General features: G+C 56.9%; 23 protein-coding genes. 10 read left to right on the top strand and 13 right to left on the bottom strand.

The window, feature by feature from the left end; translation table 11 throughout:
- Positions 1-3 precede the first annotated feature (3 nt).
- From fdh3B to AC2FJV_RS09665, 5 genes are all read left to right on the top strand, one after another.
- Positions 4-597, top strand: coding sequence for a formate dehydrogenase FDH3 subunit beta (gene fdh3B / locus AC2FJV_RS09685; RefSeq protein ID WP_085821701.1), 594 nt, complete (start codon positions 4-6; stop codon positions 595-597).
- Positions 598-717: 120 nt separating this feature from the next.
- On the top strand, positions 718-1899 hold the full coding sequence (locus AC2FJV_RS09680) for a formate dehydrogenase subunit gamma (protein WP_496677794.1): 1182 nt from the start codon (positions 718-720) through the stop codon (positions 1897-1899).
- The gene (locus AC2FJV_RS09675) at positions 1900-3162 is read left to right on the top strand and encodes a c-type cytochrome (protein WP_496687651.1); all 1263 of its coding nucleotides are present in this window, start codon (positions 1900-1902) and stop codon (positions 3160-3162) included.
- A 13-nt stretch (positions 3163-3175) separates the two neighbouring features.
- On the top strand, positions 3176-3301 hold the full coding sequence (locus AC2FJV_RS09670) for a hypothetical protein (RefSeq protein ID WP_271946568.1): 126 nt from the start codon (positions 3176-3178) through the stop codon (positions 3299-3301).
- Complete coding sequence (locus AC2FJV_RS09665) at positions 3302-4174, top strand: substrate-binding domain-containing protein (protein WP_281972249.1); 873 nt, start codon at positions 3302-3304, stop codon at positions 4172-4174.
- 2 nt (positions 4175-4176) lie between these two features.
- On the opposite strand, the gene AC2FJV_RS09660 is transcribed toward AC2FJV_RS09665, so the two are convergent.
- From AC2FJV_RS09660 to AC2FJV_RS09620, 9 genes are all read right to left on the bottom strand, one after another.
- On the bottom strand, positions 4177-4992 hold the full coding sequence (locus AC2FJV_RS09660; RefSeq protein ID WP_496693278.1) for an ABC transporter substrate-binding protein: 816 nt from the start codon (positions 4990-4992) through the stop codon (positions 4177-4179).
- Positions 4993-5010: 18 nt separating this feature from the next.
- The gene (locus tag AC2FJV_RS09655; protein WP_142634372.1) at positions 5011-5745 is read right to left on the bottom strand and encodes an ATP-binding cassette domain-containing protein; all 735 of its coding nucleotides are present in this window, start codon (positions 5743-5745) and stop codon (positions 5011-5013) included.
- Complete coding sequence (locus tag AC2FJV_RS09650) at positions 5738-6451, bottom strand: ABC transporter permease (protein WP_496713534.1); 714 nt, start codon at positions 6449-6451, stop codon at positions 5738-5740. Before AC2FJV_RS09650 ends, AC2FJV_RS09655 begins: the two co-directional genes overlap by 8 nt.
- 153 nt (positions 6452-6604) lie before the next feature.
- Positions 6605-7594 carry an ABC transporter substrate-binding protein gene (locus AC2FJV_RS09645; RefSeq protein WP_496713532.1) on the bottom strand — a complete coding sequence of 330 codons (990 nt, stop codon included), beginning with the start codon at positions 7592-7594 and terminating at the stop codon, positions 6605-6607.
- 60 nt (positions 7595-7654) lie between these two features.
- Positions 7655-8500: an ABC transporter permease gene (locus AC2FJV_RS09640; protein ID WP_496687640.1), complete on the bottom strand. Its 846-nt coding sequence runs from the start codon at positions 8498-8500 to the stop codon at positions 7655-7657.
- Complete coding sequence (locus AC2FJV_RS09635; protein ID WP_496687638.1) at positions 8497-9429, bottom strand: ABC transporter permease; 933 nt, start codon at positions 9427-9429, stop codon at positions 8497-8499. The genes AC2FJV_RS09640 and AC2FJV_RS09635 overlap by 4 nt, the downstream gene beginning before the upstream one ends.
- Positions 9422-10216, bottom strand: a complete 795-nt coding sequence (locus AC2FJV_RS09630) for an ABC transporter ATP-binding protein (RefSeq protein ID WP_281972254.1) — start codon at positions 10214-10216, stop codon at positions 9422-9424. Before AC2FJV_RS09630 ends, AC2FJV_RS09635 begins: the two co-directional genes overlap by 8 nt.
- Positions 10217-10270: 54 nt before the next feature.
- A complete protein-coding gene (hydA, locus tag AC2FJV_RS09625; RefSeq protein ID WP_496687636.1) occupies positions 10271-11725 on the bottom strand; it encodes a dihydropyrimidinase in 1455 nt (484 codons plus the stop codon).
- A 92-nt stretch (positions 11726-11817) separates the two neighbouring features.
- Positions 11818-13068: a Zn-dependent hydrolase gene (locus AC2FJV_RS09620; protein WP_496713530.1), complete on the bottom strand. Its 1251-nt coding sequence runs from the start codon at positions 13066-13068 to the stop codon at positions 11818-11820.
- A 169-nt stretch (positions 13069-13237) separates the two neighbouring features.
- Here AC2FJV_RS09620 and AC2FJV_RS09615 point away from each other — a divergent pair, with 169 nt between their 5' ends.
- Positions 13238-13846 carry a TetR family transcriptional regulator C-terminal domain-containing protein gene (locus AC2FJV_RS09615; RefSeq protein ID WP_142634388.1) on the top strand — a complete coding sequence of 203 codons (609 nt, stop codon included), beginning with the start codon at positions 13238-13240 and terminating at the stop codon, positions 13844-13846.
- 253 nt (positions 13847-14099) lie between these two features.
- On the opposite strand, the gene preA is transcribed toward AC2FJV_RS09615, so the two are convergent.
- The 3 genes from preA to AC2FJV_RS09600 form a co-directional block, all read right to left on the bottom strand.
- Positions 14100-15404 (bottom strand): NAD-dependent dihydropyrimidine dehydrogenase subunit PreA, encoded by a 1305-nt coding sequence (preA, locus tag AC2FJV_RS09610; protein ID WP_496713528.1) that lies wholly within the window; start codon positions 15402-15404, stop codon positions 14100-14102.
- Between the two features lie 45 nt (positions 15405-15449).
- Positions 15450-16784, bottom strand: coding sequence for an NAD(P)-dependent oxidoreductase (locus AC2FJV_RS09605; RefSeq protein ID WP_496693280.1), 1335 nt, complete (start codon positions 16782-16784; stop codon positions 15450-15452).
- A gap of 157 nt (positions 16785-16941) precedes the next feature.
- Positions 16942-17574 carry a cupin domain-containing protein gene (locus AC2FJV_RS09600; protein ID WP_142634394.1) on the bottom strand — a complete coding sequence of 211 codons (633 nt, stop codon included), beginning with the start codon at positions 17572-17574 and terminating at the stop codon, positions 16942-16944.
- A 178-nt stretch (positions 17575-17752) separates the two neighbouring features.
- Between AC2FJV_RS09600 and AC2FJV_RS09595 the strand changes: the two genes are divergently transcribed.
- The 3 genes from AC2FJV_RS09595 to AC2FJV_RS09585 all read left to right on the top strand — a co-directional run bounded on the left by AC2FJV_RS09595 (position 17753) and on the right by AC2FJV_RS09585 (position 20833).
- Positions 17753-18748: a GT-B fold glycosyltransferase domain-containing protein gene (locus AC2FJV_RS09595; RefSeq protein ID WP_496713526.1), complete on the top strand. Its 996-nt coding sequence runs from the start codon at positions 17753-17755 to the stop codon at positions 18746-18748.
- A gap of 72 nt (positions 18749-18820) precedes the next feature.
- On the top strand, positions 18821-20113 hold the full coding sequence (locus tag AC2FJV_RS09590; protein ID WP_142634398.1) for an O-acetylhomoserine aminocarboxypropyltransferase/cysteine synthase family protein: 1293 nt from the start codon (positions 18821-18823) through the stop codon (positions 20111-20113).
- A 3-nt stretch (positions 20114-20116) separates the two neighbouring features.
- A complete protein-coding gene (locus tag AC2FJV_RS09585; RefSeq protein ID WP_142634400.1) occupies positions 20117-20833 on the top strand; it encodes a GNAT family N-acetyltransferase in 717 nt (238 codons plus the stop codon).
- Here the strand turns inward: AC2FJV_RS09585 and AC2FJV_RS09580 are convergent.
- Entirely contained in the window at positions 20830-21525 is a 696-nt protein-coding gene (locus AC2FJV_RS09580; RefSeq protein ID WP_496713524.1) for an SIMPL domain-containing protein, read from the bottom strand. The two genes, AC2FJV_RS09585 and AC2FJV_RS09580, sit on opposite strands and share 4 nt — an antisense overlap.
- A 164-nt stretch (positions 21526-21689) precedes the next feature.
- On the opposite strand from AC2FJV_RS09580, the gene AC2FJV_RS09575 reads away from it, so the two are divergent.
- Positions 21690-23567: a hypothetical protein gene (locus AC2FJV_RS09575; protein WP_496687617.1), complete on the top strand. Its 1878-nt coding sequence runs from the start codon at positions 21690-21692 to the stop codon at positions 23565-23567.
- The last annotated feature ends 29 nt before the right edge of the window (positions 23568-23596 follow it).

Genomic DNA, 23596 nt, shown 5'->3' with positions numbered 1-23596 from the left:
ACAATGGCTAGAGCAAAGTTTCTCTGCGACGCTGAACGCTGCATCGAATGCAACGCCTGCGTAACCGCGTGTAAGAACGAGCACGAGGTGCCCTGGGGCATCAACCGCCGCAGAGTGGTGACGATCAATGACGGCGACCCGGGCGAACGCTCGATATCGGTTGCCTGTATGCATTGCTCGGATGCGCCTTGTATGGCGGTGTGCCCGGTTGACTGCTTCTATCAGAACGAAGAAGGGGTCGTCCTGCACTCCAAGGACCTGTGTATTGGCTGCGGCTATTGCTTCTATGCGTGCCCGTTCGGCGCGCCGCAATACCCGCAGGCGGGCAACTTCGGATCACGTGGCAAGATGGACAAATGTACCTTCTGCGCCGGTGGCCCCGAGGAAACGCATTCGACCGCAGAGTTCGCCAAATACGGTCGCAACCGGATCGCAGAAGGCAAACTGCCCATCTGCGCCGAGATGTGTTCCACCAAGGCCCTGCTTGCCGGTGACGGCGACGTGGTATCGGCCATCTATCGCGAACGCGTCGTGGCGCGCGGTTTCGGGTCTGGCGCCTGGGGGTGGGGCACAGCCTACGACCAAAAAGACGGCTGATCCTTGGCCAAACCTTCTCCGGCGCGCAAACCGTGTGCCGGGGAGCACTAAGATTTTTCGACGAAAATCTTTGCCCGCCCAGAAAAGGGCCTACGCCAATGACCGCGTCACGAGGTTCATATGACTTTCCTGCGACTTCTGTTCTGTCTCATTGTTTTGACTGTTCCTGCCCTTGCTCAGGATGCTCCGGATCGCAATTCGACGGGTGGTGCGACCACGCTCGAGGATATCTTGGCCCGGCAGCGTGGCGAGACGGTCGATAACGGTTATCGCTCAGGTAACACCGGTCAAGGCAACGCCGAAGGTCTGATGGGCCAGCTGGGCACACGTGGCGTGGCGTCTGACAGCGACGTCTATCGCGCTTTGCGGTATGGCTCCGCGGATGTGACCGTTTCGTCGAACGGTCCTGCGGCCAGCGTCTTGATACAGGACGGTGGCATGTGGTGGTTGAATTTCCGAACAGGCCCATTGCGCGATTACGGCACGTATATTCTGGCCGGGATGCTTGGCATTCTGCTGCTGTTCTTCTTGATCCGGGGTAAAATCCGCATTGATGGTGAAAAGACGGGACGCACGGTTACGCGTTTCTCGGGCTTTGAGCGGTTCGGACATTGGCTGTTCGCGGGCTCTTTCCTGATCCTTGGCCTGACCGGTTTGCTGACCCTTTATGGTCGAGACTTTCTGATCCCGATCTTCGGGAAAGAAGGTTTTGCAGCCATAGCGCAGGGCTGCAAATGGCTGCATAACAACCTCGCCTGGGCCTTCATGCTGGGTTTGATCATGGTCACTGTGAACTGGATCGCCCACAACATCCCCAACCGCACCGACCTGAAATGGCTGGCCGCCGGCGGCGGGTTGTTCACGAAAGGCAGCCATCCCCCGGCCAAAAAATTCAACGCGGGTCAAAAGATCATCTTCTGGGCCTGTATCCTGCTGGGCGTATCGATCAGCCTGTCTGGCCTGTCTCTGCTGTTCCCGTTTGAGATGCCGCTGTTTGCTAAGACCTTCTCAATCGCAAATGCCACCGGCATCCCGCAGATGTTGGGTCTGAACCTTCCGGTGCAGATGTCCCCCCAAGAAGAGATGCAATATGCTCAGGTTTGGCACGTGATGGTCGCCTATGTCTTCATCGCCATCATCATCGCGCATATCTACCTGGGCTCGGTGGGGATGGAGGGCGCTTTCGACGCGATGGGCACCGGCGAGGTCGAGGAACAATGGGCGCGTGAGCACCACTCGCTTTGGCTCGAAGAGGTACAGGAAAAAGAGGCCAATAAGGCAGTGGCCTCGCCTGCGGAATAGATGCGCAGTCTAATCCTAGCACTGGTGTTGACCCCCCTGCCCGCTTTGGCCGAGTTCTTCACGCTGAAAGGTCATGGCGGTCCGATCATGGGGATTGCCTCCGCGCCGGACGGCCGGATTGCGACGGCCAGCTTCGACAACTCCGTCGGCCTGTGGTCAGACCGCACGCCGCAATGGCTTGAGGGGCACGAGGCTGCCGTGAATAGCGTCGCCTTTGGCGACACAGCGATCTATTCCGCTGGTGACGACTTTACCCTGCGCCGGTGGCCGGATGGCCAAATCCTCGGGCGGCACAAGGGCAAGATCGTCGATATTGCTGTTTCAAACTCCTACATCGCCACTGCCAGTTGGGACGGCACGATAGGGGTTTGGCCGCTTGACGGGTCAGAGCCAAAGATATTGGGGCCCACAGGCAGCGGTGTGAATGCTGTTGTGTTCACACCAAACGGAGATGCGGTGTATACCGGCGGGGTTGATGGGGCGGTTCGTCTTTGGGATGTCGCAACCGGTCAGGAAAAACTGCGACTGGTTGATAACGGGTTCGGCATCAACGAACTGGTCCTGAATCCCCATGAAAACTGGATTGCCTATGGGGCCGTCGATGGCGTCACGCGCATTCGTGATCTGACTACAGGCGACGAGCATGATTTCACCCTGGACCGCCGTCCAATCCTTGCGCTGGCTCTCAGCCCGGACCGCAGCTTGCTGGCGGTGGGGGACGGAGAGGGTCATATCATGTTGGTCGATACCATCGACTGGCGCATCGCACAGGATTTCCGGGCCACATTGCGCGGCCCGGTCTGGGCGCTGGCCTTCTCAACCGATGGTAAAAACATCTATGCAGGTGGTATAGATGAGGCGATGTATAGCTGGCCGGTATCTGACCTTGGCGACCAACAACAGATGGCCGCGACTGAACCTAGTTTTCTGAAGAACCCTGACCAGATGGACAATGGCGAGCGCCAATTCGTGCGCAAATGCTCGATCTGCCACAGCCTGACGGCGGACGGGCACAGACGTGCTGGACCTACGCTCTCTGGTGTATTTGGTCGCCGGGCGGGCAGCTTACCGGAATATTTCTACTCGGACACGCTGCAAGACTCTGATATCATTTGGAATGGCGAGACGATAAATGCCCTTTTCGACCAAGGACCAGACCATTACATTCCGGGATCGAAGATGCCCATGCAACGGATTACACAAGCGGATGACCGCAAAGATTTGATCGCCTTTCTGCGCCGCGTCACGGCACCGGAAAACTGAACCGGAGGTAAATATGAAAGCCTTTCTAGCCGCTGTTGCCACGATGGCTGTAATTGCCGTCGCTGCGCCATTTGCCTTAGGCCAATTCGGATTCAGCGCGGCGAATGCCAGCGCGGGTTCGGCCGTGCGCCTCGACTGAATGTCAGAATACCTGACCACCAAAGAACTGGCCGACCTGCTGCGCATTGGCGAGCGTAAAGCCTATGACCTTGCTTCATCCGGCGAGGTCCCCTGTGTCCGGGCCATGGGCAAACTCTTGTTTCCAAGGGCCGAAGTCATTGCCTGGCTGAACGCATCGCGCAGCGGACCGCAGGTCGCAGAACCGTCGCTGCCGCCGATCGTGGCGGGCAGTCATGATCCGCTGTTGGATTGGGCTCTGCGGGAAAGCGGGTCGGGCCTGGCAACTTATTATGACGGCTCATTTGACGGCTTGAATCGCCTGAAAGAACGATCAGCGCAGGCTGCGGCGCTGCATATCCACGAGACAGACGGATTTAACACGCAATCTCTCCAGGACCATCTGGGAGAGGCACCCGTCATTCTGTTCGAACTAGCAAAACGCCAGCGTGGGCTACTGATGGCCCCCGGTGTGACTGGGATATCGGACTTTTCTGACCTCCGGGGCCGTCGCATTCTTCTTCGTCAGGACAGTGCCGCCAGTCAACGGTTGTTCGACACGCAACTGCAGGCGCACGGCCTGAACCGAGACGATCTGGATACCCTGCCGACCTGCGCACGTACCGAAGAAGAGCTGGCCATAGCCCTGCATGACAGCAAAGCCGATGCCGGATTCGGCCTGGGTGCGCTTGCGGGGCTGTACAATCTGGGCTTTGCCCCGACCCATACCGAACGCCTGGACCTTGCCATCTGGAGGCGCGCCTATTTCGATGGCCCGATGCTTCGGTTGCTCGGCTTTGTGCAATCCGACCGCTTTGCCACCCGGGCAGAAGAATTCGGCGGGTATGACTTGTCGGATCTGGGAACCATCCATCACAATGGAGCCAGCGGATGACCCTATTGGGCGTTGGGAAAGAACAGCTGTTGGCCGTCGTGCGTGTAAGATGCGATGGCCGCCTGCCCTTCGGGTCCGGTCAACCAGTCAATAAAGCGCTGCCCCGAGGCCGCCCGCACTTTGGGATGCTTGTCAGGGTTCACAAGAATAATCCCATATTGATTAAACAGGCGCGGATCGCCCTCAACCATGACCTCAAGGTTTCCCTTGTTGCCAAAGCTCTGCCAGGTCGCCCGATCCGTCAGCGCATAGGCACCCATCCCACTAGCCACGTTCAGTGTCGCCCCCATCCCGGATCCAGTTTCCCGGTACCAAGTGCCCGAAGCGTCGGTCGGGTCGATACCGGACGAGGCCCAATGGCCCAATTCTGCCTTATGCGTCCCGCTGTCATCCCCGCGTGAGGCGAAGGGCGCCTTGGCCTTAGCCACGGCGGTCAGCGCCGCGATAATGTCAGTCCCACCTTTCACTTTGGCGGGATCGGATTTTGGCCCTACAAGGACAAAATCATTGTACATCACGTCCGACCGCTCAACACCCCAACCATCTGCCACAAACTTCTCTTCGGCAGGTTTGGCGTGAACCAGCAAGACGTCCCCGTCACCGTTGATCGCATTGCGGATCGCCTGCCCTGTACCAACAGCCACCACGCGGACATCAATCCCGCTTTCGGCTTCAAAGCCTGGCAGGATATGGTCGAACAAGCCCGAATTCTGAGTCGACGTGGTTGATTGGACTACAATAAATGGGGTTTCGGTCAATGCGGCTGTAGTGTTCAGGCCAAGCGCTATTACTGCAGCCCCGACGAATTTGCGGATCATTTGAACTCCATATTCAGATTAGGTTACCAGACCACCGGCAACAAACCGGCGCGCGGCGTCACTTGTCGGGGCATCCAGAACTTGTTTGGCAGCACCGTGTTCGACCACGTGCCCGGCCTGCATCATGACGATATCCGCTGCCAGACGGCGTGCCTGACCGATATCGTGGGATACCATGACAATGCGTACCCCACGGTTCGAAGCGCGCAAGATCATCCGTTCGATCATCTGCGTAGCACCAGGATCAAGCGAACTGGTTGGTTCGTCCAGGAACAAAGTCTCCGGGTCCAGCGCCAGCGCGCGCAGGATGGCCAGCCGTTGCGCCTCGCCCCCGGACAGCGATCTGGCGGACTGGCGCGCCTTACCCTCTAGCCCACCTTCGGCCAGCAATTCGTCGATCCGGGATTTGCGAATTGCACGGGACATGCCCTGACGCTTTAGCACAAAATCAAGATTGGCTGACACGGACCGGCGCAACAGAACCGGTCTTTGAAACACCATCGCCTGTCGTGATTTGTGATACGCATTCAGGGCAATCCCGTCCTGCTGAACCCTGCCGCTATCCGGGACGATAAGCCCGTGCAAACAGCGCAAAAGCAGGCTCTTGCCCGCTCCGTTCGGCCCAAGGATCAAAGTTGGTCCCAGCCCCATCAGGGATAACTCTGGCACTTGAAGCAGTGTCTTTCCCTTGCGGGAAATCTGTAAACTGTGAACAGAAAGACATTTCACCATCTCGGGCACCAGATCACGCATGGCGCAACCCTTCCTTCTCGGCCCGCAGGCTAAGCGTGCTGACCATGGCGTTTACTGCGATGGCTATGGCAATCAGGATCGCCCCAAGCGCAAGCGCCAAGGCCAAATTACCCTTGGACGTTTCAAGGGCGATTGTCGTCGTCATCACCCGCGTGACGTGATTGATATTACCGCCAACGATAATAACCGCTCCAACTTCGGCAATCGCACGGCCAAACCCCGCCAGCAATGCCGTAACAAGAGACAGCCGCGCATCCCACAATAGCACCGGAATCGATGCCATCCGCGACAGGCCGAGTGAGCGGAGTTGCTCGGAATATTCCTCGGCCAGCATTTCGACCACTTGACGTGTCAGTGCGGCAACGATCGGGGTCACCAGAACGACCTGAGCAATAATCATCGCCGTCGGTGTGTAGAGCAATTCAAGGACCCCCAACGGGCCGGAACGCGACAGCATCAGATAGACCAGCAAACCTACCACAACCGGGGGCAAGCCCATCAAGGCATTCATCAAGACGATCAGAATCCGCCGCCCTGGAAAACGCGCAACGGCCAAAGCCGCGCCCATGGGCATCCCGATAACGGCAGAAATCAGAACGGCAAAAACAGAGACTTTCAGGGACAACAGAACAATCGCCCACAGCTCCGCATCCCAATGAAGGATTAAAGCAAGCGCCGACCTGAATTCTGTTGTAAAATCCTGCATTATCTACCTGATATCTCCCATGTTGAACAGTTTGCTATAATTTACAGGTAATTACTATGACAAACGCCATACAAGTTCAGTCACATTTTCGACGCTTCCAACAAAAAACGCGGCCCCATTTGGGACCGCGCCATATTCCATCGTGAACCTGACTCAGTTCAGTGCTGCATCCGAAATCTGATGCGTCCAGGCACCTTCGGGTTGTTTTGTGATAACGGGATCAGAACCACCGGCAAGCAGCGTCCCTACAGTGCGCTCAAAATCCGCCGGATCAAGCGATCCGTTTGAGCCCGCAGTCAGCTTGGCAATCTCACCCATCATACGTTTCTGATGCGCTTCGGTTTGGGCGCCAGTCTCGTCATTTTCAAGCACGATATTGGCCGCTTCATCTGGGTTCTCTTCGGCATATTTCCACCCCTTCATCGACGCCCGCACGAAACGTTCCATCTTGTCGACAAATGCCGCGTCGCTCAGGTTCTCTTCAAGAACGTACAGGCCGTCTTCCAGCGTGGCGACGCCCTGATCTTCGTATTTGAATGTGACCAGTTCGTCGGGGCTGACGCCGGAATCTATGACCTGCCAGTATTCGTTATAGGTCATGGTGCTGATGCAATCAGCCTGACGCTGCAGCAGCGGGTCGACATTAAAGCCCTGCTTCAGAACCTCGACGCCATTTTCGCTCTTGCCACCGGTATCAATGCCCAGCTGGCTCATCCAGCTCATGAAGGGGAATTCGTTGCCAAAGAACCAGACGCCCAGTGTCCGGTTCTTAAGGTCTTCTGGTGCGGAAATACCGGCATCTTTCCAGCAGGTCAGCATCATACCCGAGCTTTTGAAAGGCTGGGCAATATTCACCAGCGGCAGGCCCTTTTCGCGCGCGGCCAACGCAGCTGGCATCCACTCGACCGTCACGTCAGCGCCCCCACCGGCAATGACCTGTGTCGGCGCTATGTCCGGGCCGCCTGGCAGAATTGTGACATCAAGACCTTCTTCTTCGTAGAACCCTTTGTCTTTGGCCACGTAATAACCTGCGAACTGAGCTTGCGTGACCCATTTCAACTGCAATGTCACCTCATCCGCCGACCAGGCTGCACTGGCGGCCAGGCTAAAGGCGGCAACCGCCCCGCTGAGTATCTTTTTCATCTTCACATCTCCTAGTTTCAGTTGGCGCCCCATTTTTCATTTTTGGGGTCTGTTGAATTCTTATCCGCGTTGCGACGGGTGCCAGAAGGTCACCGCCTTTTCGATCATGGCCACCAGACCATAAAATGATGTCCCGGCCAAAGCCGCCACTACGATCTCGGCCCAGACCATATCCAGTGAGAGCTGCCCCACGCTGGTTGATATCCGAAACCCCATGCCAAGCGTCGGTGAGCCAAAGAACTCGGCCACGATAGCGCCGATCAATGCAAGGGTGGTGGATATCTTGAGACCATTGAAAACAAATGGCATCGCGGCAGGCAAGCGCAGCTTCAGAAAGCTCTGCCAATACGTGGCGGCATAAGTCTCCATCAAGTCGCGCTGCATTGCTGTCGCCTCGCGCAGCCCGGCGACGGTGTTCACCAGCATTGGGAAAAAGACCATCACGACAACCACCGCCGCTTTGGAGTGCCAGTCGAACCCGAACCACATGACCAGAATCGGCGCGGTGCCAACAATCGGAAGAGCGGCCACGAAGTTGCCCACGGGCAAAAGCCCAAGGCGCAGAAAATCCCACCGGTCCACTGCAATCGCCATCAGGAAGGCGGCTCCACAGCCGATGATGTAACCGCTCAGCGCGCCCTTGATGATGGTTTGCACGAAATCCATCCAAAGCGTTGGCAAACTGTCCCAGAACCGAATCCAGATAACCGATGGAGCGGGCAGAATGACCAAAGACACCTCAAGGCCGCGCACTAAAAGCTCCCAGATGACGATGATAGTCAGACCAAAGATCAGCGGAGCCAGAAACCGGACCATCCGCGTATCAGCATAAGGCCCGCTGGCCAAGCGGCTGTTCAACCACCATCCCAACAGCCACACACCGAGTGCGCCCAGAATTGGTATCATTGCGCAATCCCCATCCGTTTCAGGACCGACTTTTCAATCAGCCCCAGAAGCCCCACAAGACAGGCCGCCAGAATCGCCGCCGCAAACAGGGCCGACCAGATTTGCACGGTCTGACCATAATAGCTGCCTGCCAGCAGGCGCGCGCCCAGTCCCGCAACTGCCCCGGTGGGCAATTCCCCCACGATGGCCCCTACCAATGAAGCCGCAATGCCTATCTTCAGCGATGTGAACAGATACGGCATCGAGGCCGGCAAACGCAGTTTCCAGAACCCCTGCGCGTGGCTCGCGCTATAGGTACGCAGCAAATCCAGTTGCATCGCATCCGGGCTGCGCAAACCTTTGACCATGCCCACCACGACAGGAAAAAAGCTGAGATAGGCCGATATGACCGCCTTGGGGATAATCCCCTGCACGCCAACGGAATATAGGACCACAATGATCATCGGGGCCAGAGCGATGATCGGGATGGTTTGGCTGACTATCGCCCAGGGCATGACCGACAGGTCCATGACCCGGCTATGTACGATCCCAACAGCCAGCAGAATTCCCAGACCGGTGCCAATGGCAAAACCCAGTATCGTCGCACTCAGCGTCACCCAGCCGTGATAAACCAGCGAGCGCTTTGAGGTGATTTTCTTCTCAACCGTTGTCTTCCATATCTCAACGGCCACCTGATGCGGAGCGGGCAACCGCGGACGATCCTGTTCCCACGTGGCTGGAATGGCAAAGCTATTGTCCAGAACCAGGCTGAATTCGGACAGATCGCGACGATCTTTTGCCGAGGGTGGCTGAACAGTGGCGCCGGCCCGTTCCTGTTCGGTCAGAACGCCTTTGATATTCATCGGAATACAAGCGGCGTACCAAAAGGCTACTATGACGGCCAGTACCGTCAATACAGCCCAAAATGCCTTGAACCCGCTACTATTCATCCGAATGCCCCGCGCGCAACCCTTCTCGCACCCTATGGGCAACTTCGATGAATTCCGGCGTGTCGCGAATATCGAGCGGCCGCTCTTTCGGCAACGGACTGTCGATCACGTCAGTGATCCGTCCGGGCCGAGGGCTCATCACAACGATCTTGGTGCTCAGATAGACGGCCTCAGGGATGGAATGGGTGACAAACCCAATGGTCTTTTCAGTCCGCGCCCAAAGTGCCAGAAGCTGCTCGTTCAGGTGATCGCGGACAATCTCATCCAACGCGCCAAAAGGTTCGTCCATAAGCAGGATATCCGCATCAAAGGCCAGCGCCCGTGCAATGCTGGCCCGTTGCTGCATTCCACCCGATAACTGCCAGGGAAACTTTCCACCAAACCCTTCAAGATCAACAAGTTCCAAAACCTTGTTTACGCGTTCTTCCTGCTCGGCAGCTGTAAACCCCATGATTTCAAGCGGGAGCTTGATGTTCTTGGAAATGGTGCGCCAAGGGTACAGACCCGCGGCCTGAAATACATAGCCATAGGCCCGATTCCGCCGCGCCTCATCCGGGGTCATACCGTTGACGGTCAATGTCCCGCCGGTCGGAGTTTCCAACGCAGCGATGCACCGCAAAAAGGTGGTCTTACCACAGCCGGAGGGTCCGATGAAGCTGACGAATTCTCCCTTTTCGATGGTCAGGTTCACATCCTTCAGAGCGTGGACCGGCCCGTCATTGGTCTGAAAGGTCAGATCCAGTTGCCGCGCCTCGATTACAGGCGGTGCAGCGGTTTCAATATTCATTCCATCCCCTTGAACTTAAACCGTAATAAGACGTGATATCTGCCACATATTCTGTCATACACCGGTTGCTGGAATACCCGTGCGTACCACCGGTCGCGGCGCTGTCAGCTCTTTCCAAGTACTCAGCGCCTTGTTGACGGTTGTATTGGCCTCGCGTTCAACAAATTGGCCATGGCCTTCCTGAGTCCTGATCTCTCCGTCATGCACTGCAACCTGCCCACGGGTCAGAGTAAAGCGCGGCAAGCCTTTGACCTCTTTGCCCTCAAACACGTTGTAGTCGATCGAAGATTGCTGCGATTTCGCGCTGATCGTCTTGCCTTTCTCAGGATCCCACACCACCAAATCGGCATCGGCACCTACAAGAATTGCGCCTTTTCTTGGGTAACAATTCAATATCTTAGCGATGTTTGTTGAAGTGACTGCCACAAATTCATTTGGCGTCAGCCGACCAGTGTTCACCCCATGAGTCCACAGCATCGGCATCCGGTCTTCCAACCCTCCGGTACCGTTCGGGATCTTGGTGAAATCCCCCACGCCAAAGCGTTTCTGATCCGTCGTAAAGGCGCAATGGTCGGTGGCCACGACACTCAACGAACCAGATTGTAATCCGTTCCACAGGCTATCCTGATGCTGCTTGTTTCGGAACGGAGGGCTCATGACCCGCCGCGCCGCGTGGTCCCAATCCTGGTTGAAATACTCGCTCTCATCCAAAGTCAGATGCTGGATCAAAGGTTCCCCCCACACCCGCTTGCCCTGCATCTTTGCACGCCGAATGGCCTCATGCGCCTCTTCGCACGATGTGTGCACCACATACAGCGGCACTCCGGCCATATCCGCGATCATGATTGCGCGGTTGGTCGCTTCGCCCTCGACCTGCGGCGGACGGGAATAGGCATGTGCCTCGGGGCCTGTATTGCCTTCGGCCAACAGCTTTGCGCTGAGTTCGGCAACAACATCGCCATTCTCGGCATGCACCATGGCCGTTCCACCCAGCTCGGCAAGACGCTTGAACGAAGCATACATTTCATCGTCATTGACCATCAACGCGCCCTTATAGGCCATGAAATGCTTGAACGTGTTGATGCCGCGTGTCTCGATCACCGTCTTGAGGTCATCAAACACCTGCTCGCCCCACCAGGTCACCGCCATGTGGAAAGAATAGTCGCAATTTGCACGTGTCGACTTGTTATCCCAGCGCTTGAGCGCATCCAACAGGCTTTCACCTGGGTTGGGCAGAGCGAAATCAACCACCATCGTGGTTCCTCCAGCCAATGCCGCCCGGGTTCCGCTCTCGAAATCATCGCTGGAATAGGTGCCCATGAACGGCATTTCCAAATGCGTATGCGGGTCGATCCCGCCAGGCATCACATAGCAGCCTGTCGCATCCAGTTCCGTATCACCTTTTAGGTCCGGCCCAATCTCGGTGATCACCCCATGCTCGACCCTCACATCCGCCTGGTAAGACAAATCCGCGGTTACGACGGTCCCGTTCTTGATAACAGTGCTCATATCAATCTCCCTGATGCGGTCTGCGCCGCTTGCTTCATCTGGCTACAAATACCTCGGGGGAGTCGCCCAACGGGCGACGGGGGCAGAGCCCCCTATTCCACAATTCCAGCCGTCTCTACGACCGCATGAAACAGAACATCCGCCCCGGCGGCAGCCCAAACCTTGCTGATTTCTTCGGCTTCGTTATGGCTTAGCCCATCCACACAAGGGCACATCACCATCGCTGTTGGTGCAACCCGGTTGATCCAGCAGGCATCATGACCGGCGCCCGAAATGATATCTGTATGAGAATAACCCAACCGTTCAGCCGCATCGCGCACGGCTGCCACGCAGCCTTCATCAAATTGCACCGGATCAAATCCGCCGACCTTCTCGAATTCGATCTGTAGGCCCATCTCATCCACGATATCTTCGGCCGCTACGCGCAGACGATTTTCCATATCGGTGATCACGTCCAGATCGGGCGAACGGAGATCGACAGTAAACACAACTTTCCCCGGGATCACGTTACGCGAATTCGGAAACACATCAATATGCCCCGCCGCACCCACCGCGTGGGGCGCATGGGACCAAGCAATCTCGTCAACCTTTTCAAGGATACGCGCCATCGCCAATCCGGCATTCTTGCGCATCGGCATCGGCGTAGACCCGGTATGGGCGTCCTTTCCGGTAACGGTAATCTGGGTCCAGCTGAGACCCTGACCATGGGTGACAACGCCGATATCCTTCCCCTCGGCCTCAAGAATGGGGCCCTGTTCGATATGCAGCTCAAAAAAGGCGTGCATCTTTCGGGCGCCAACCTCTTCGTCACCGCGCCAGCCAATGCGGCTCAGCTCATCTCCGAACTTCTTACCATCGGCATCCTCACGGTCATAAGCCCAATCCTGCGTATGCATCCCGGCAAAAACCCCCGAGGACAGCATCGCAGGTGCATAGCGCGTGCCTTCTTCATTCGTCCAGTTGGTCGCAACGATTGGATGTTTGGTCTTGATTCCCAAATCATTGAGCGTGCGGATGATTTCCAACCCGCCCAATACACCCAGAACACCGTCATATTTGCCGCCTGTCGGCTGCGTATCCAGATGTGAACCCACATAGACCGGCAATGCCTCGGGGTTCGTGCCCTCTCGATGCGCAAACATATTGCCCATTTGGTCCAGCCCCATGGTGCACCCGGCCTCTTCGCACCATTTCTGAAACAGCGCGCGGCCTGCCGCATCTTCATCCGTCAAGGTCTGACGATTATTGCCCCCCGCAACACCCGGGCCAATCTTGGCCATCTCCATCAGGCTGTCCCACAACCTGTCGCCATTGATCCTGAGGTTCTGCGCCGGAGCTGCCATCCTAGTCTTCCCTGTTGCTTGCGATTTGCTCGCTTTTGGTGTCTTGATTTGACCATCTGGTCAAACTCACGCTATCACGGGTTCGACATCAGTCAAGAAATAGCAGAGCTCGGTGGGAATTTTTGGCATATTCCGCACTTGCGAGCCCAAAAATCAGACAGGCAAAGACATGTCCAAAGACCGCGCACCAACACGAATTCAGAAAAAAAACCGCGCTGCAATTCTAGAAGCCGCTTTGAACGTGTTTTCTGCCTACGGTTTCCGCGGTGCCACCGTCGACCAGATTGCTGCCGAGGCCGGGTTGAGCAAGCCGAATCTTCTGTATTATTTCCCCTCAAAAGAAGCGATTCACACGGCCCTTCTATCTGGCCTTCTCGAGATTTGGCTGGCCCCCCTCCATGATCTCGACGCCGACGGGGACCCATTGGAAGAGATACGCGCTTATATCCATCGCAAACTGCAAATGAGCCGGGAACTTCCGCGCGAAAGCCGTCTGTTTGCCAATGAACTGGTCCAGGGTGCGCCACGCATACACGATGCATTGTCCAATGATCTCAAAACTTTGATGGATGAGAAGACCGCAATCCTTACGGCCTGGATGGAACAGGGTAAAATCGCGCGCCTCCATCCCTACCACCTAATTTTCTCCATCTGGGCTTTGACACAGCATTATGCGGATTTCGATGTCCAGGTTCGGGCCATTCTTGGCGACGAAGACCCGTATGAAGGTGCTGAACCGTTCATCGACACGCTCTACCGCAAATTGCTGGCGCCTTAGGTTTTCGTTAGCCGGAACCCGCTCACCATGAGCCTAGGATGACGCTACTCTTTTCTTCCCTGTCCACACACAGTTGCCGTGGTAAGGCTTTCGTTGGGTGGGTAGAGCGAGAAGTGGGACATAAGGCGTTCCAAGACTAAGTGAGGAGGCGCGGATATCATCTGATCCGCACCGCCACCCAATAGTTCGCAAACTGCCACAACGCCCCCTCATCGACATCCTGCTCTAAGAAAATTCGACGAGTTTTCTTGGACTACTCGGCGGCTTTCGCCATTGGATTGTTGGGATGGGTTGTCCAGTTGCCATATTCGGGCTGCACTTCTTGTCCCGTGCGCGGGTCGATTTCGCCAGCGGCCATCGGCACCATCGAAATACATCCTTCAACCGGGCACACATCCACGCACAGGTTACAGGCCACACATTCGTCATCCATAACCTCGAACACGCGCTCTTCGGACATTGAAATGGCCTGGTGGCTGGTGTCTTCGCAGGCGGCATAGCAACGGCCACACTTGATGCACTGATCCTGATCAATCTTGGCCTTGGCGACATAATTCAGGTTCAGATATTGCCAGTCGGTCACGTTTGGAACCGCAAGACCGACAATTTCCGAGACGTCCTGATACCCTTTTTCATCCATCCATTTCGACAGGCCCGCCGTCAGTTCGTCAATGATCTTGAACCCATAGGTCATCGCCGCCGTGCAAACCTGAACGTTGCCACAGCCCAGGGCCATAAACTCTGCCGCATCGCGCCAGGTGGTCACACCGCCAATACCCGAGATCGGCAGTCCATGCGTGGCCTGCCCCCGCGAAATCTCGGACACCATCGACAGGGCAATCGGTTTCACCGCAGGGCCACAATAGCCGCCGTGGCTGCCTTTACCGTCAATCGAGGGCTCGGGGCTGAAGCTATCCAGATTGACACTGGTAATCGAATTAATCGTGTTGATCAGCGATACCGCATCCGCACCACCATTCTTTGCGGCTTCGGCAGGCTTGCGGATATCAGTGATATTCGGCGTCAGTTTCACGATGACCGGTCGGTCATAGTATTTCTTGCACCAGCGCGTCACCATCTCGATATATTCAGGCACCTGCCCTACGGCCGCCCCCATACCGCGCTCGCTCATCCCGTGTGGACAGCCAAAGTTCAGTTCGATCCCGTCGGCACCGGTTTCGGCAACACGCGGCAGGATAGCCTTCCAGGCCTCTTCCTCGCACGGCACCATGATCGAGGCGATCAGGGCGCGATCTGGATAATCAGCCTTAACCCGCGCCATTTCTTCAAGGTTTACCTCTAATGGGCGGTCTGTAATCAGCTCGATGTTGTTCAGACCCAACAACCGACGGTCTGCGCCGTAGATCGCCCCATAGCGGGGGCCATTAACATTGACGACCGGTGGACCTTCGGACCCGAGTGTTTTCCACACCACACCGCCCCATCCGGCCTCAAAGGCGCGGCGGACGTTATATTCCTTGTCCGTCGGCGGCGCAGATGCCAACCAATATGGGTTGGGGCTTTCAATTCCCAGAAAGTTCGATTTCAAATCAGCCATTTATCCGGCCTCCCTGATGCTTGCAGGCATCTTGATCATTGAGTTTCACGCAATCAGACTTGCGTGGATATCCATCGCGGCATCGCGCCCCTCGGCCACTGCGGTCACGGTCAGGTCATCCCCGCCTGCGGCGCAGTCGCCTCCGGCCCAGACCGCTTGTACCGACGTGCGCCCGGCGCCCGTGACGGCGATCTTGTTCCCGTCCAACGTCAGCCCTTCGGGCGCTCCTTCCAGCGTCTGACCTATCGCCTTCAGCACCTGATCGGCAGGCAGGCAGGTTTTCTCGCCGGTGCCCTTCAACTGACCGTCATGGCTGGCAGTATACTCCAATTCGATCTCGGCGGCTGCCCCGTTGCCGTGTACGGCTATGGGCTGAACATTGGTCATGATCCTGACGCCGTGCGATGCGGCCAGATCCTGCTCATAGCGGCTGGCACCCATCGCCTCGCGTCCGCGCCGGTAGGCGATGGTGACGTTTTCCGCGCCCAGCAATTTCGACTTTACAGCTGCGTCAACCGCGGTCATGCCGCCTCCGATGACGACGACATTCCGCCCAACGGGCAGCTCAGCCAGATCGGCCGCCTGACGCACATCCGAGATAAAGTCGACCGCGTCGCGCACGCCGGTCAGATCCTCGCCGCCCGCTCGCAATGCATTCACACCTGTCAGACCGATGGACAGGAAAACCGCATCATAGTTGTCAACAAGGCCATCCAGCGACAGGCCCTCGCCCAGCACCGATCCGGTCTCGATGGTGATGCCGCCGATCCTCAGCAACCAATCGATCTCAGCCTGAGCGAAATCATTGGTCGATTTATAGGCGGCAATTCCATATTCATTCAGACCGCCGGGTTTTGGGCGGCTTTCGTGAATGACCACATCATGCCCCAGCATCGCCAGCCGATGCGCACAGGCTAGCCCTGCGGGCCCTGCCCCGATCACGGCCACCGTTTTGCCGGTGAATGCGGCGCGCTGGAACGGATGGTCGCCCGATGCCATAACGCTGTCAGTAGCAAACCGCTGCAAACGCCCGATCTCGACTGGCGATCCTTCGGCGGTTTCGCGTACGCAGACTTCCTCGCACAGCGTTTCGGTCGGACAAACACGGGCGCACATGCCACCCAAGATATTCTGGCCAAGGATGGTTTCACCCGCAGCTTCAGGCTGACCGGCCTGAATCTGGCGCATGAACAATGGAATATCAATGTCTGTCGGACAGGCCGTCACACACGGCGCGTCATAGCAGAAATAGCACCGATCCGCGGCCACTGCGGCCTCATGCGGGGCAAGTGGTGGATGCAGATCCGTGAAATTCGAGGTCAGCTCATCGCTGGAAAGCCTCCCGGAGACTATGCCGGGGACCATCTGGCCCTGTGCCATCGCTCTACTCCCTGTAGATATGTTGTTATGGCCTCAGCTTGGCACAATCTGATTTTTTATCAAATGGTAAATTTTGCCAAATGGTCAAAAAATGAATAACCAGGCCGAAACACCCGGTTTTTTACTGTACATTGCTGGTTTTTTGGGCCGGAACCGCTCAGATCATCTGTGACAGGTGCCCGGATTTGATCCAAATTCGCGCGCCCTCTGCTCCTGCCAAAGCAGTGGAACGCGCACCTGGCGGTAATCTCAACCAGTCCCAGACCGAAAATTCTTCGTCGGATTCCTGCACCGAACCTGCGATGACAAACAACTCCAACCCATCGACTGCATCCAGATCCAGCTTTTCGCCAGGTGACAAATTCAATACGCGAACATCTTCGCGTGAGTCCTTGAAAAGCTGAAGATTCGAATCCCCAGTAATCGACCGACGAATTTCGGTCCTGTCCTCAGGGTCAAACTGGTGCAGTTTGACTAGTATCGTCGCGCCTTCTTTTGCCGAAGGCGTATGGGAAGATGTCGGAGGATTGCGCACATAACTACCTGCAGGAAAATCACCGGTCTCGTCCTGAAACACACCGTCCAGCACCAAATACTCCTCTCCTCCATCATGCGTATGGGCGGCAAAGGCGCTTCCTGGGGCAAAGCGGACAATCGTGGTGGCGCGGGCGACCTCTTCCCCGATCCGGTCCAACATCTTGCGCTCGACCCCTGCGGCAGGTGACGCAATCCAGTCATTCCGGTCGAAATGCACAGCAACACGTTTTGTGAAATCTGCGTTAACTCTCATGCGGCTTCTCCTGTTTGGTCTGGTCTCTAGATGGTTGCGCAAGTCCTGAATTCAAATTTCAGATGCATGATCTATGATCTATGATCACATCTGGTTTTGTGCCACGTCTCTACCTAGTGTACGCCCAACCAAAATTCGAGCAGTGCTGGCCCAACGCCACGAACCCGAGAGACGCCCGATGCAGACCGCCAACAATAAATTCAATATCGTGGTCATCGGCCAAAACAACCGGCTGCAATACGAGGCACTGCTGTTTGCAGCCTCGTTACGACACAGCTGTCCCGATTTCGCTGGCCGCCTGTTCGTTGCCGTTCCTCAACCGGGGGCCCGATGGTCACAGGACCCCAGCATTCAGGATGAGGATGTCCTGAAAGCGTTACACCAGCTTGGGGCCGAAATTCTACCGTTTGAAAACCGGGCTTTCGGTGGAAGCTATCCCTATGGAAACAAGATCGAGGCGCTCTTGTCCTTGCCCAAGGGGGAACCATTTGTCTTTTTCGACAGCGATACGCTTGTCACCGGAGACCTGAATAGTGTGCCCTTCGATTTTGACCGCCCCGGTGCCTCGCTGAAAGTTGAGGGGACATGGCCGCGCCCGACCCTGTATGGCCCGGGGTATGACGGTATCTGGCGCGCCCTGTATGAGCGGTTCGAACTGGATTTCGACAGCTCCTTGGACAAGGCCCAACCAGCCGAATACTGGCGGCGCTACCTGTATTTCAATGCGGGTTATTTCTTTTACAGATGCCCACGCCAGTTCGGCGAACGGTTCCTGGAATATGCCTGCACCATCCGGGATGAGGATATCCCGGAACTCGCGGGCCAAACACTGGACCCATGGCTGGATCAGGTCGCATTGCCGCTGGTTATCCATGCCCTTGGCGGCGGCCGCGACGCACTGCCCACTGGCCTGCTGGACGGGTCGGTCACGTGCCACTACCGTCTGTTTCCTCTGCTGTATGCACGCGAAAGCGACAATGTGATCGAGGTTCTGGAAACTGTGGTTGCGCCCAACAAGTTCAAGAAAGTGCTCAAGGGCTATGACCCAATAAAGAAACTGGTGCTCCAGCGCAAAGGGCACAAAATACGCGAGATGTTCGATCGCGAAAACCTGCCTCAGCGCGAGCAGGTCATTCGCAACAAGATCAAAAGCAAAGGTCTATGGATGCGCTGACAGCAATGTTGTGCGCACGCGTCCAATCGCCTAGAGATTCTGCAACACATAGTCCAACAGGAGATTTCCACCATGTCTGACGGCCCCACCTACGGTTTCGACACGCTTCAAATTCACGCAGGCGCGCGCCCTGATCCGGCAACAGGTGCCCGTCAGACGCCGATTTATCAAACAACGGCATATGTGTTTCGCGATGCAGACCACGCGGCGGCTCTGTTCAACCTGCAGGAAGTCGGCTTTATCTATTCCCGCCTGACCAATCCCACCGTGGCGGTTCTGCAGGAACGCGTGGCAACGCTTGAGGGTGGCGTTGGAGCAGTTTGCTGCTCGTCCGGTCATGCCGCCCAAATCATGGCACTGTTTCCGCTGATGGGACCTGGCTGCAACGTGGTGGCCTCGACCCGGCTGTATGGCGGCACGATCACTCAGTTTAGCCAGACGATCAAACGGTTCGGCTGGTCTGCCAAGTTTGTGGATACTGACGATCTGGACGCTGTGAAGGACGCGATCGACGAAAATACACGAGCGGTGTTCTGCGAATCCATCGCCAACCCTGGCGGCTATGTCACCGATATACGCGCACTGGCGGATGTGACAGATGGCGCCGGCATTCCGCTGATCGTCGACAACACCTCGGCCACACCCTATCTGTGCCGCCCGATTGAGCACGGCGCGACGCTGGTTGTGCATTCAACCACCAAATACCTGACCGGCAACGGCACTGTCACCGGCGGCTGTATCGTGGATTCGGGCAAGTTCGACTGGTCCGCGAATGACAAATTTTCCTCGCTCAGCCAGCCGGAACCGGCCTATCACGGGCTGAAATTCCACGAGACATTCGGTCCGCTGGCTTTCACATTCCACGGCATCGCAATCGGCCTGCGTGATCTGGGCATGACGATGAACCCACAGGCGGCGCATTACACGCTGATGGGGATCGAGACTCTGTCTCTGCGAATGGAGCGTCATGTAGAGAACGCGCAAAAGATCGCAGCCTGGCTAGAGGCCGATGACCGCGTGGAATATGTGACCTATGCGGGCTTGCCCTCGTCGCCCTATCACGACCGGGTCAAGACGCATTACCCCAAAGGGGCCGGTGCGCTATTCACTTTTGCGGTCAAGGGCGGCTATGACGCCTGTGTCAAACTGGTGAACGCGCTGGAGATCTTCAGCCATGTGGCCAACCTGGGCGACGCGCGGTCGTTGATCATTCATTCGGCCTCGACCACCCACCGTCAGCTGACCCCGGAACAGCAAGAGGCCGCAGGCGCCGGTCCCAGCGTTGTTCGGGTGTCCATCGGCATCGAAGACGCCAACGATCTGATTGCCGATCTGGATCAGGCGCTGGCCAAGGCAACGGCCTGACAAATGGCTGGGCACGATACCAACGATCTAGGCCAGCCCATCGGCCGGCCGGTTTCGGGCAATTTTCCGCGCCCGACGCCGCCTTATACACCGATGGAAGGTCAATACTGCTCGGTCGTGCCCCTTGATGTGAACAGGCATGCGCCCGGTCTGTACCGGGCGTTTGCCAATGACACTGATGGGCGGAACTGGACTTATCTGCCCTATGGCCCATTCGACAGCGAAGAAGATTTCGCCGCCTGGACCCGCGCGTCCTGTATGGATGCCGATCCCATGTTCCACACAGTGCTAGACGGTGATGGCACCCCGATTGGCATGGCCTCGTTCCTGCGGATTGAACCTGCGGCCGGTGTGGTCGAGGTTGGGCACATCCATTTCTCACCGCTGCTGCAGCGCAGTCCGAAATCCACCGAGGCGATGTACTTGATGATGCGCCGCGTGTTCGACGAGCTGGGGTATCGCCGGTACGAATGGAAATGCGACGCGCTGAATGCCCCTTCCTGCAGCGCGGCCCAAAGGCTGGGCTTTACCTTCGAAGGCGTCTTTCGGCAGGCCACCCATTACAAAGGGCGCAACCGCGATACGGCCTGGTACTCGATCCTCGATACAGAATGGCCGCGCATCCGCTCGGCTTTCGAGGGCTGGCTTTCACCAGAAAATTTTGATCAGTCGGGCCAGCAGCGGCAATCCCTGATGGCCCGAACCAGCGACACATCCTAGTCGGAAATCAGAAATTCCATCGACACGTTGACCGAGACCGAAATCTCGCCCCCGGAAACCGGAACGCCGCCCTCAGCCGCCATGTTCATTGCACGCATTTGAGGCATGGGATTGAACCCTCCGGCCTGTTCGCGGATCATCTGAACCGGGCCCAGCGTGACTTCGGCCGCCTGTGCCAGTTGGTTGGCCTTTGCCCTTGCCTCACCCACTGCCTTGGCCCGCGCCTGTGCCTCAAGCGGTGCAGGGTCCTGAATTCCGAAACTCAGCCCGCCGAAATTGTTGGCCCCGTCGTCAATGACCGCATCCATGATGGTACCCAGCTGCGACAGATCGCGAACACGCACCACGACGCTGTTGGATGCGACAAAGCCGGAAATCTCTGGCCGCTCTCCGCTAGAACTGTTCCGCCCAGACCATACCGGCGACAAAGACAGATCACGTGTCTGCACATCACGGGTTTCGATCCCCATCTCATCCAGTCGAGTCAGAATTTTGGTCACCGCGTCCGAAGTCGCCTGCATCGCATTTGATGCCTGTGCATCTTCGTTTGTTACACCCAGGGTAATGGTGGCCATATCCGGGGCCGCATGCACCATGCCTACCGTATCAACAATGATGCGACGTTCTTCCGCAGTTGCCATCCCTACCGACGTCATGGCCAGCACAGCGGCCAGAAAAGCGATTTTCTTCAATATCTTCCCTCCAATTATCCTGATTTCAACATGGGGCTGCACCGGGTCACGGGGCAAGAGGAGACGCAGGCTTTTTCTTTCCCTCGGCGAGATCCTGCTTTAATGTCGGTCTGCGGACGAGGCATCGTTTGCATTGCAACTGACAATTATGGTTCCTCCGGATTATGAAACCCGCTTTTGCGCTGTCCATTTCTACAACCGGAATTTCTTTGCACCACAATTCCGATGGCGACTGGTTCGCCATAGGTGAGGTGTCGTTGGATGCCTCCAACTTGGAAGAGCAGTTGAAAGCGCTTCGGGACAAGGGGTTTGCGCTTGAAAATGACCTGAGCTGCAAGGTCATCATCCCAAGGGATCAGGTCAAATTCATCAAAGTCGATACCGCCGGATCATCCTTCGAAGACACCGAACAGGCTGTGCAAAACGCTGTATCCGATGCCACCCCTTATGACCTGACAGAGCTGGTATATGTCACGGCACATGACGGGGCGACCACATGCGTCGCCGTCGTTCCACGCGATACACTGGAGGAAGCTCGGGGGTTTGTGCTGGGATACGGATTCGTTCCGGTCGCGTTCAGCGCTGCATATGAAACAGATGATTTTCCGACCGAACCGTTTTTCCCGCTTGGGGACGCGCCTGCGACCACAAACGCGCCCAAAGTGATCCCCACAGACCCCGCGCAGGATAGTCCGGTTGTTCACGCGATCGCCGATTCTACCGCTCCGACCAGCTTTTGGCCTGTCCAAAAAGTGGCCGCACCTAACTGGGCCTCTCTGCCATCAGTGCGAATTGCAGCGGCGGTGGCTTTGATGTTGGTGGCCGGTGGCATATGGAGCCTTTTTGGAGAAGACAGCCCTGCCCCTGCCGATTCAGAACTGGCCCTGCTGGACGAAACAATATCCCAACCCGAACCGAGTTCTGGACCTGTCGAGCCTGCAGAGACACCCGCAGCACAGGCCGAAGTCACAGTGCCTGAGACCGCAGAGCCAGAAATGGCACCGACCTCTGAATCAGAGCCCGAGCTGTCTGCAACCGACCAGGCCATTCTTGAGGCGCTGAACGTTGCGCCCGCGTTGGTAGACGAAATCGAGCTTGAGCCTGAACCTCAGTTAGTTCCTACACAGCCGGAGATCGAAATCACGTCACCGGGCCTTTTGATAGCGCCAGCGCAGGATCCGCAAATTGAGCTGTATCTGGCCTCCAAAGACGACTCGAATCTGTCGCGTGATGCAATCGCATTGCCGCCAGTACACACATACGACACCGACCTGCCATTTGATTTCGAACCACTTTCAACCGCTGCCGGGGCAAGGTTCAGCCTTGACGAGCGCGGGCTGGTAATACCAACCAAAGAAGGCGTCTTGAACCCGGACGGAGTGGTTGTCTATTTGGGAACACCTTCTAAAACTCCCCCTCCATCGGCTTTGGTCCGGCTGGAAAAGGCACCTGTTGAGGAAGTGGTCGACAACAGGCTGGCGACATTGCGACCAAAACCAAGGCCCGAGAACCTGACCGAAAATTTTGAACGGCAACGGCTTCAAGGGCGTACATTGAAGGAATTGTCCGGAATTCGCCCGAAACCGCGCCCGGAATCCCTGTTGCGTGCTCCGCCGCCCCCGGAATCGACTGAGCCCCTTGCGGAAATGAGGGTGCCGCGCCCCAAACTCCGACCGGCCGGACTGACCCGGCAGGCCAGTGCAGGTACTGCGACTTTGGGTTCGGCAGCTGGAATTGAACAGCTCAACAATGAGGTCGGAACGTTCCAGCCCAAAACCACAGCGCCCAAAATCCCATCCTCGGCTTCGGTTGCACGGCAGGCCACAATCGACAATGCAATCAACCTGCGGAAACTGAACCTGATCGGGGTTTACGGCAGCCCATCCAATCGCCGCGCATTGGTTCGGCTGCCCAGCGGCAGGTACAAAAAGCTTAAGATCGGGGACAGGCTTGACGGCGGCAATGTCATTGCTATCAGCGACAATGAATTGCGCTATCAGAAACGCGGGCGAAACGTAGTTCTCAAGATGCCACGTGGTTAAGAGGCGGCCTGCGCGGGTGACCACGCAGG

This window comes from Ruegeria sp. CDSA241, assembly GCF_059611265.1.
Note: the sequence above shows the minus strand (reverse complement) of the source record. Positions and strands in the feature narration are given on the sequence as shown.

Excerpts from the sequence above, each read along its gene's own strand:
- AC2FJV_RS09640 (WP_496687640.1), bottom strand. The coding sequence starts at position 8,500 with ATGATACCAATTCTGGGCGCACTCGGTGTGTGGCTGTTGGGATGGTGG.
- AC2FJV_RS09585 (WP_142634400.1), top strand. The coding sequence starts at position 20,117 with ATGGCTGGGCACGATACCAACGATCTAGGCCAGCCCATCGGCCGGCCG.
- AC2FJV_RS09635 (WP_496687638.1), bottom strand. The coding sequence starts at position 9,429 with ATGAATAGTAGCGGGTTCAAGGCATTTTGGGCTGTATTGACGGTACTG.
- AC2FJV_RS09595 (WP_496713526.1), top strand. The coding sequence starts at position 17,753 with ATGCAGACCGCCAACAATAAATTCAATATCGTGGTCATCGGCCAAAAC.
- AC2FJV_RS09660 (WP_496693278.1), bottom strand. The coding sequence starts at position 4,992 with ATGATCCGCAAATTCGTCGGGGCTGCAGTAATAGCGCTTGGCCTGAAC.
- AC2FJV_RS09670 (WP_271946568.1), top strand. The coding sequence starts at position 3,176 with ATGAAAGCCTTTCTAGCCGCTGTTGCCACGATGGCTGTAATTGCCGTC.
- AC2FJV_RS09575 (WP_496687617.1), top strand. The coding sequence starts at position 21,690 with ATGAAACCCGCTTTTGCGCTGTCCATTTCTACAACCGGAATTTCTTTG.
- hydA (WP_496687636.1), bottom strand. The coding sequence starts at position 11,725 with ATGAGCACTGTTATCAAGAACGGGACCGTCGTAACCGCGGATTTGTCT.
- AC2FJV_RS09590 (WP_142634398.1), top strand. The coding sequence starts at position 18,821 with ATGTCTGACGGCCCCACCTACGGTTTCGACACGCTTCAAATTCACGCA.
- AC2FJV_RS09630 (WP_281972254.1), bottom strand. The coding sequence starts at position 10,216 with ATGAATATTGAAACCGCTGCACCGCCTGTAATCGAGGCGCGGCAACTG.
- AC2FJV_RS09615 (WP_142634388.1), top strand. The coding sequence starts at position 13,238 with ATGTCCAAAGACCGCGCACCAACACGAATTCAGAAAAAAAACCGCGCT.
- AC2FJV_RS09650 (WP_496713534.1), bottom strand. The coding sequence starts at position 6,451 with ATGCAGGATTTTACAACAGAATTCAGGTCGGCGCTTGCTTTAATCCTT.
- AC2FJV_RS09665 (WP_281972249.1), top strand. The coding sequence starts at position 3,302 with ATGTCAGAATACCTGACCACCAAAGAACTGGCCGACCTGCTGCGCATT.
- AC2FJV_RS09645 (WP_496713532.1), bottom strand. The coding sequence starts at position 7,594 with ATGAAAAAGATACTCAGCGGGGCGGTTGCCGCCTTTAGCCTGGCCGCC.
- AC2FJV_RS09620 (WP_496713530.1), bottom strand. The coding sequence starts at position 13,068 with ATGGCAGCTCCGGCGCAGAACCTCAGGATCAATGGCGACAGGTTGTGG.
- AC2FJV_RS09600 (WP_142634394.1), bottom strand. The coding sequence starts at position 17,574 with ATGAGAGTTAACGCAGATTTCACAAAACGTGTTGCTGTGCATTTCGAC.
- fdh3B (WP_085821701.1), top strand. The coding sequence starts at position 4 with ATGGCTAGAGCAAAGTTTCTCTGCGACGCTGAACGCTGCATCGAATGC.
- AC2FJV_RS09675 (WP_496687651.1), top strand. The coding sequence starts at position 1,900 with ATGCGCAGTCTAATCCTAGCACTGGTGTTGACCCCCCTGCCCGCTTTG.
- AC2FJV_RS09605 (WP_496693280.1), bottom strand. The coding sequence starts at position 16,784 with ATGGCACAGGGCCAGATGGTCCCCGGCATAGTCTCCGGGAGGCTTTCC.
- AC2FJV_RS09655 (WP_142634372.1), bottom strand. The coding sequence starts at position 5,745 with ATGCGTGATCTGGTGCCCGAGATGGTGAAATGTCTTTCTGTTCACAGT.
- AC2FJV_RS09680 (WP_496677794.1), top strand. The coding sequence starts at position 718 with ATGACTTTCCTGCGACTTCTGTTCTGTCTCATTGTTTTGACTGTTCCT.
- preA (WP_496713528.1), bottom strand. The coding sequence starts at position 15,404 with ATGGCTGATTTGAAATCGAACTTTCTGGGAATTGAAAGCCCCAACCCA.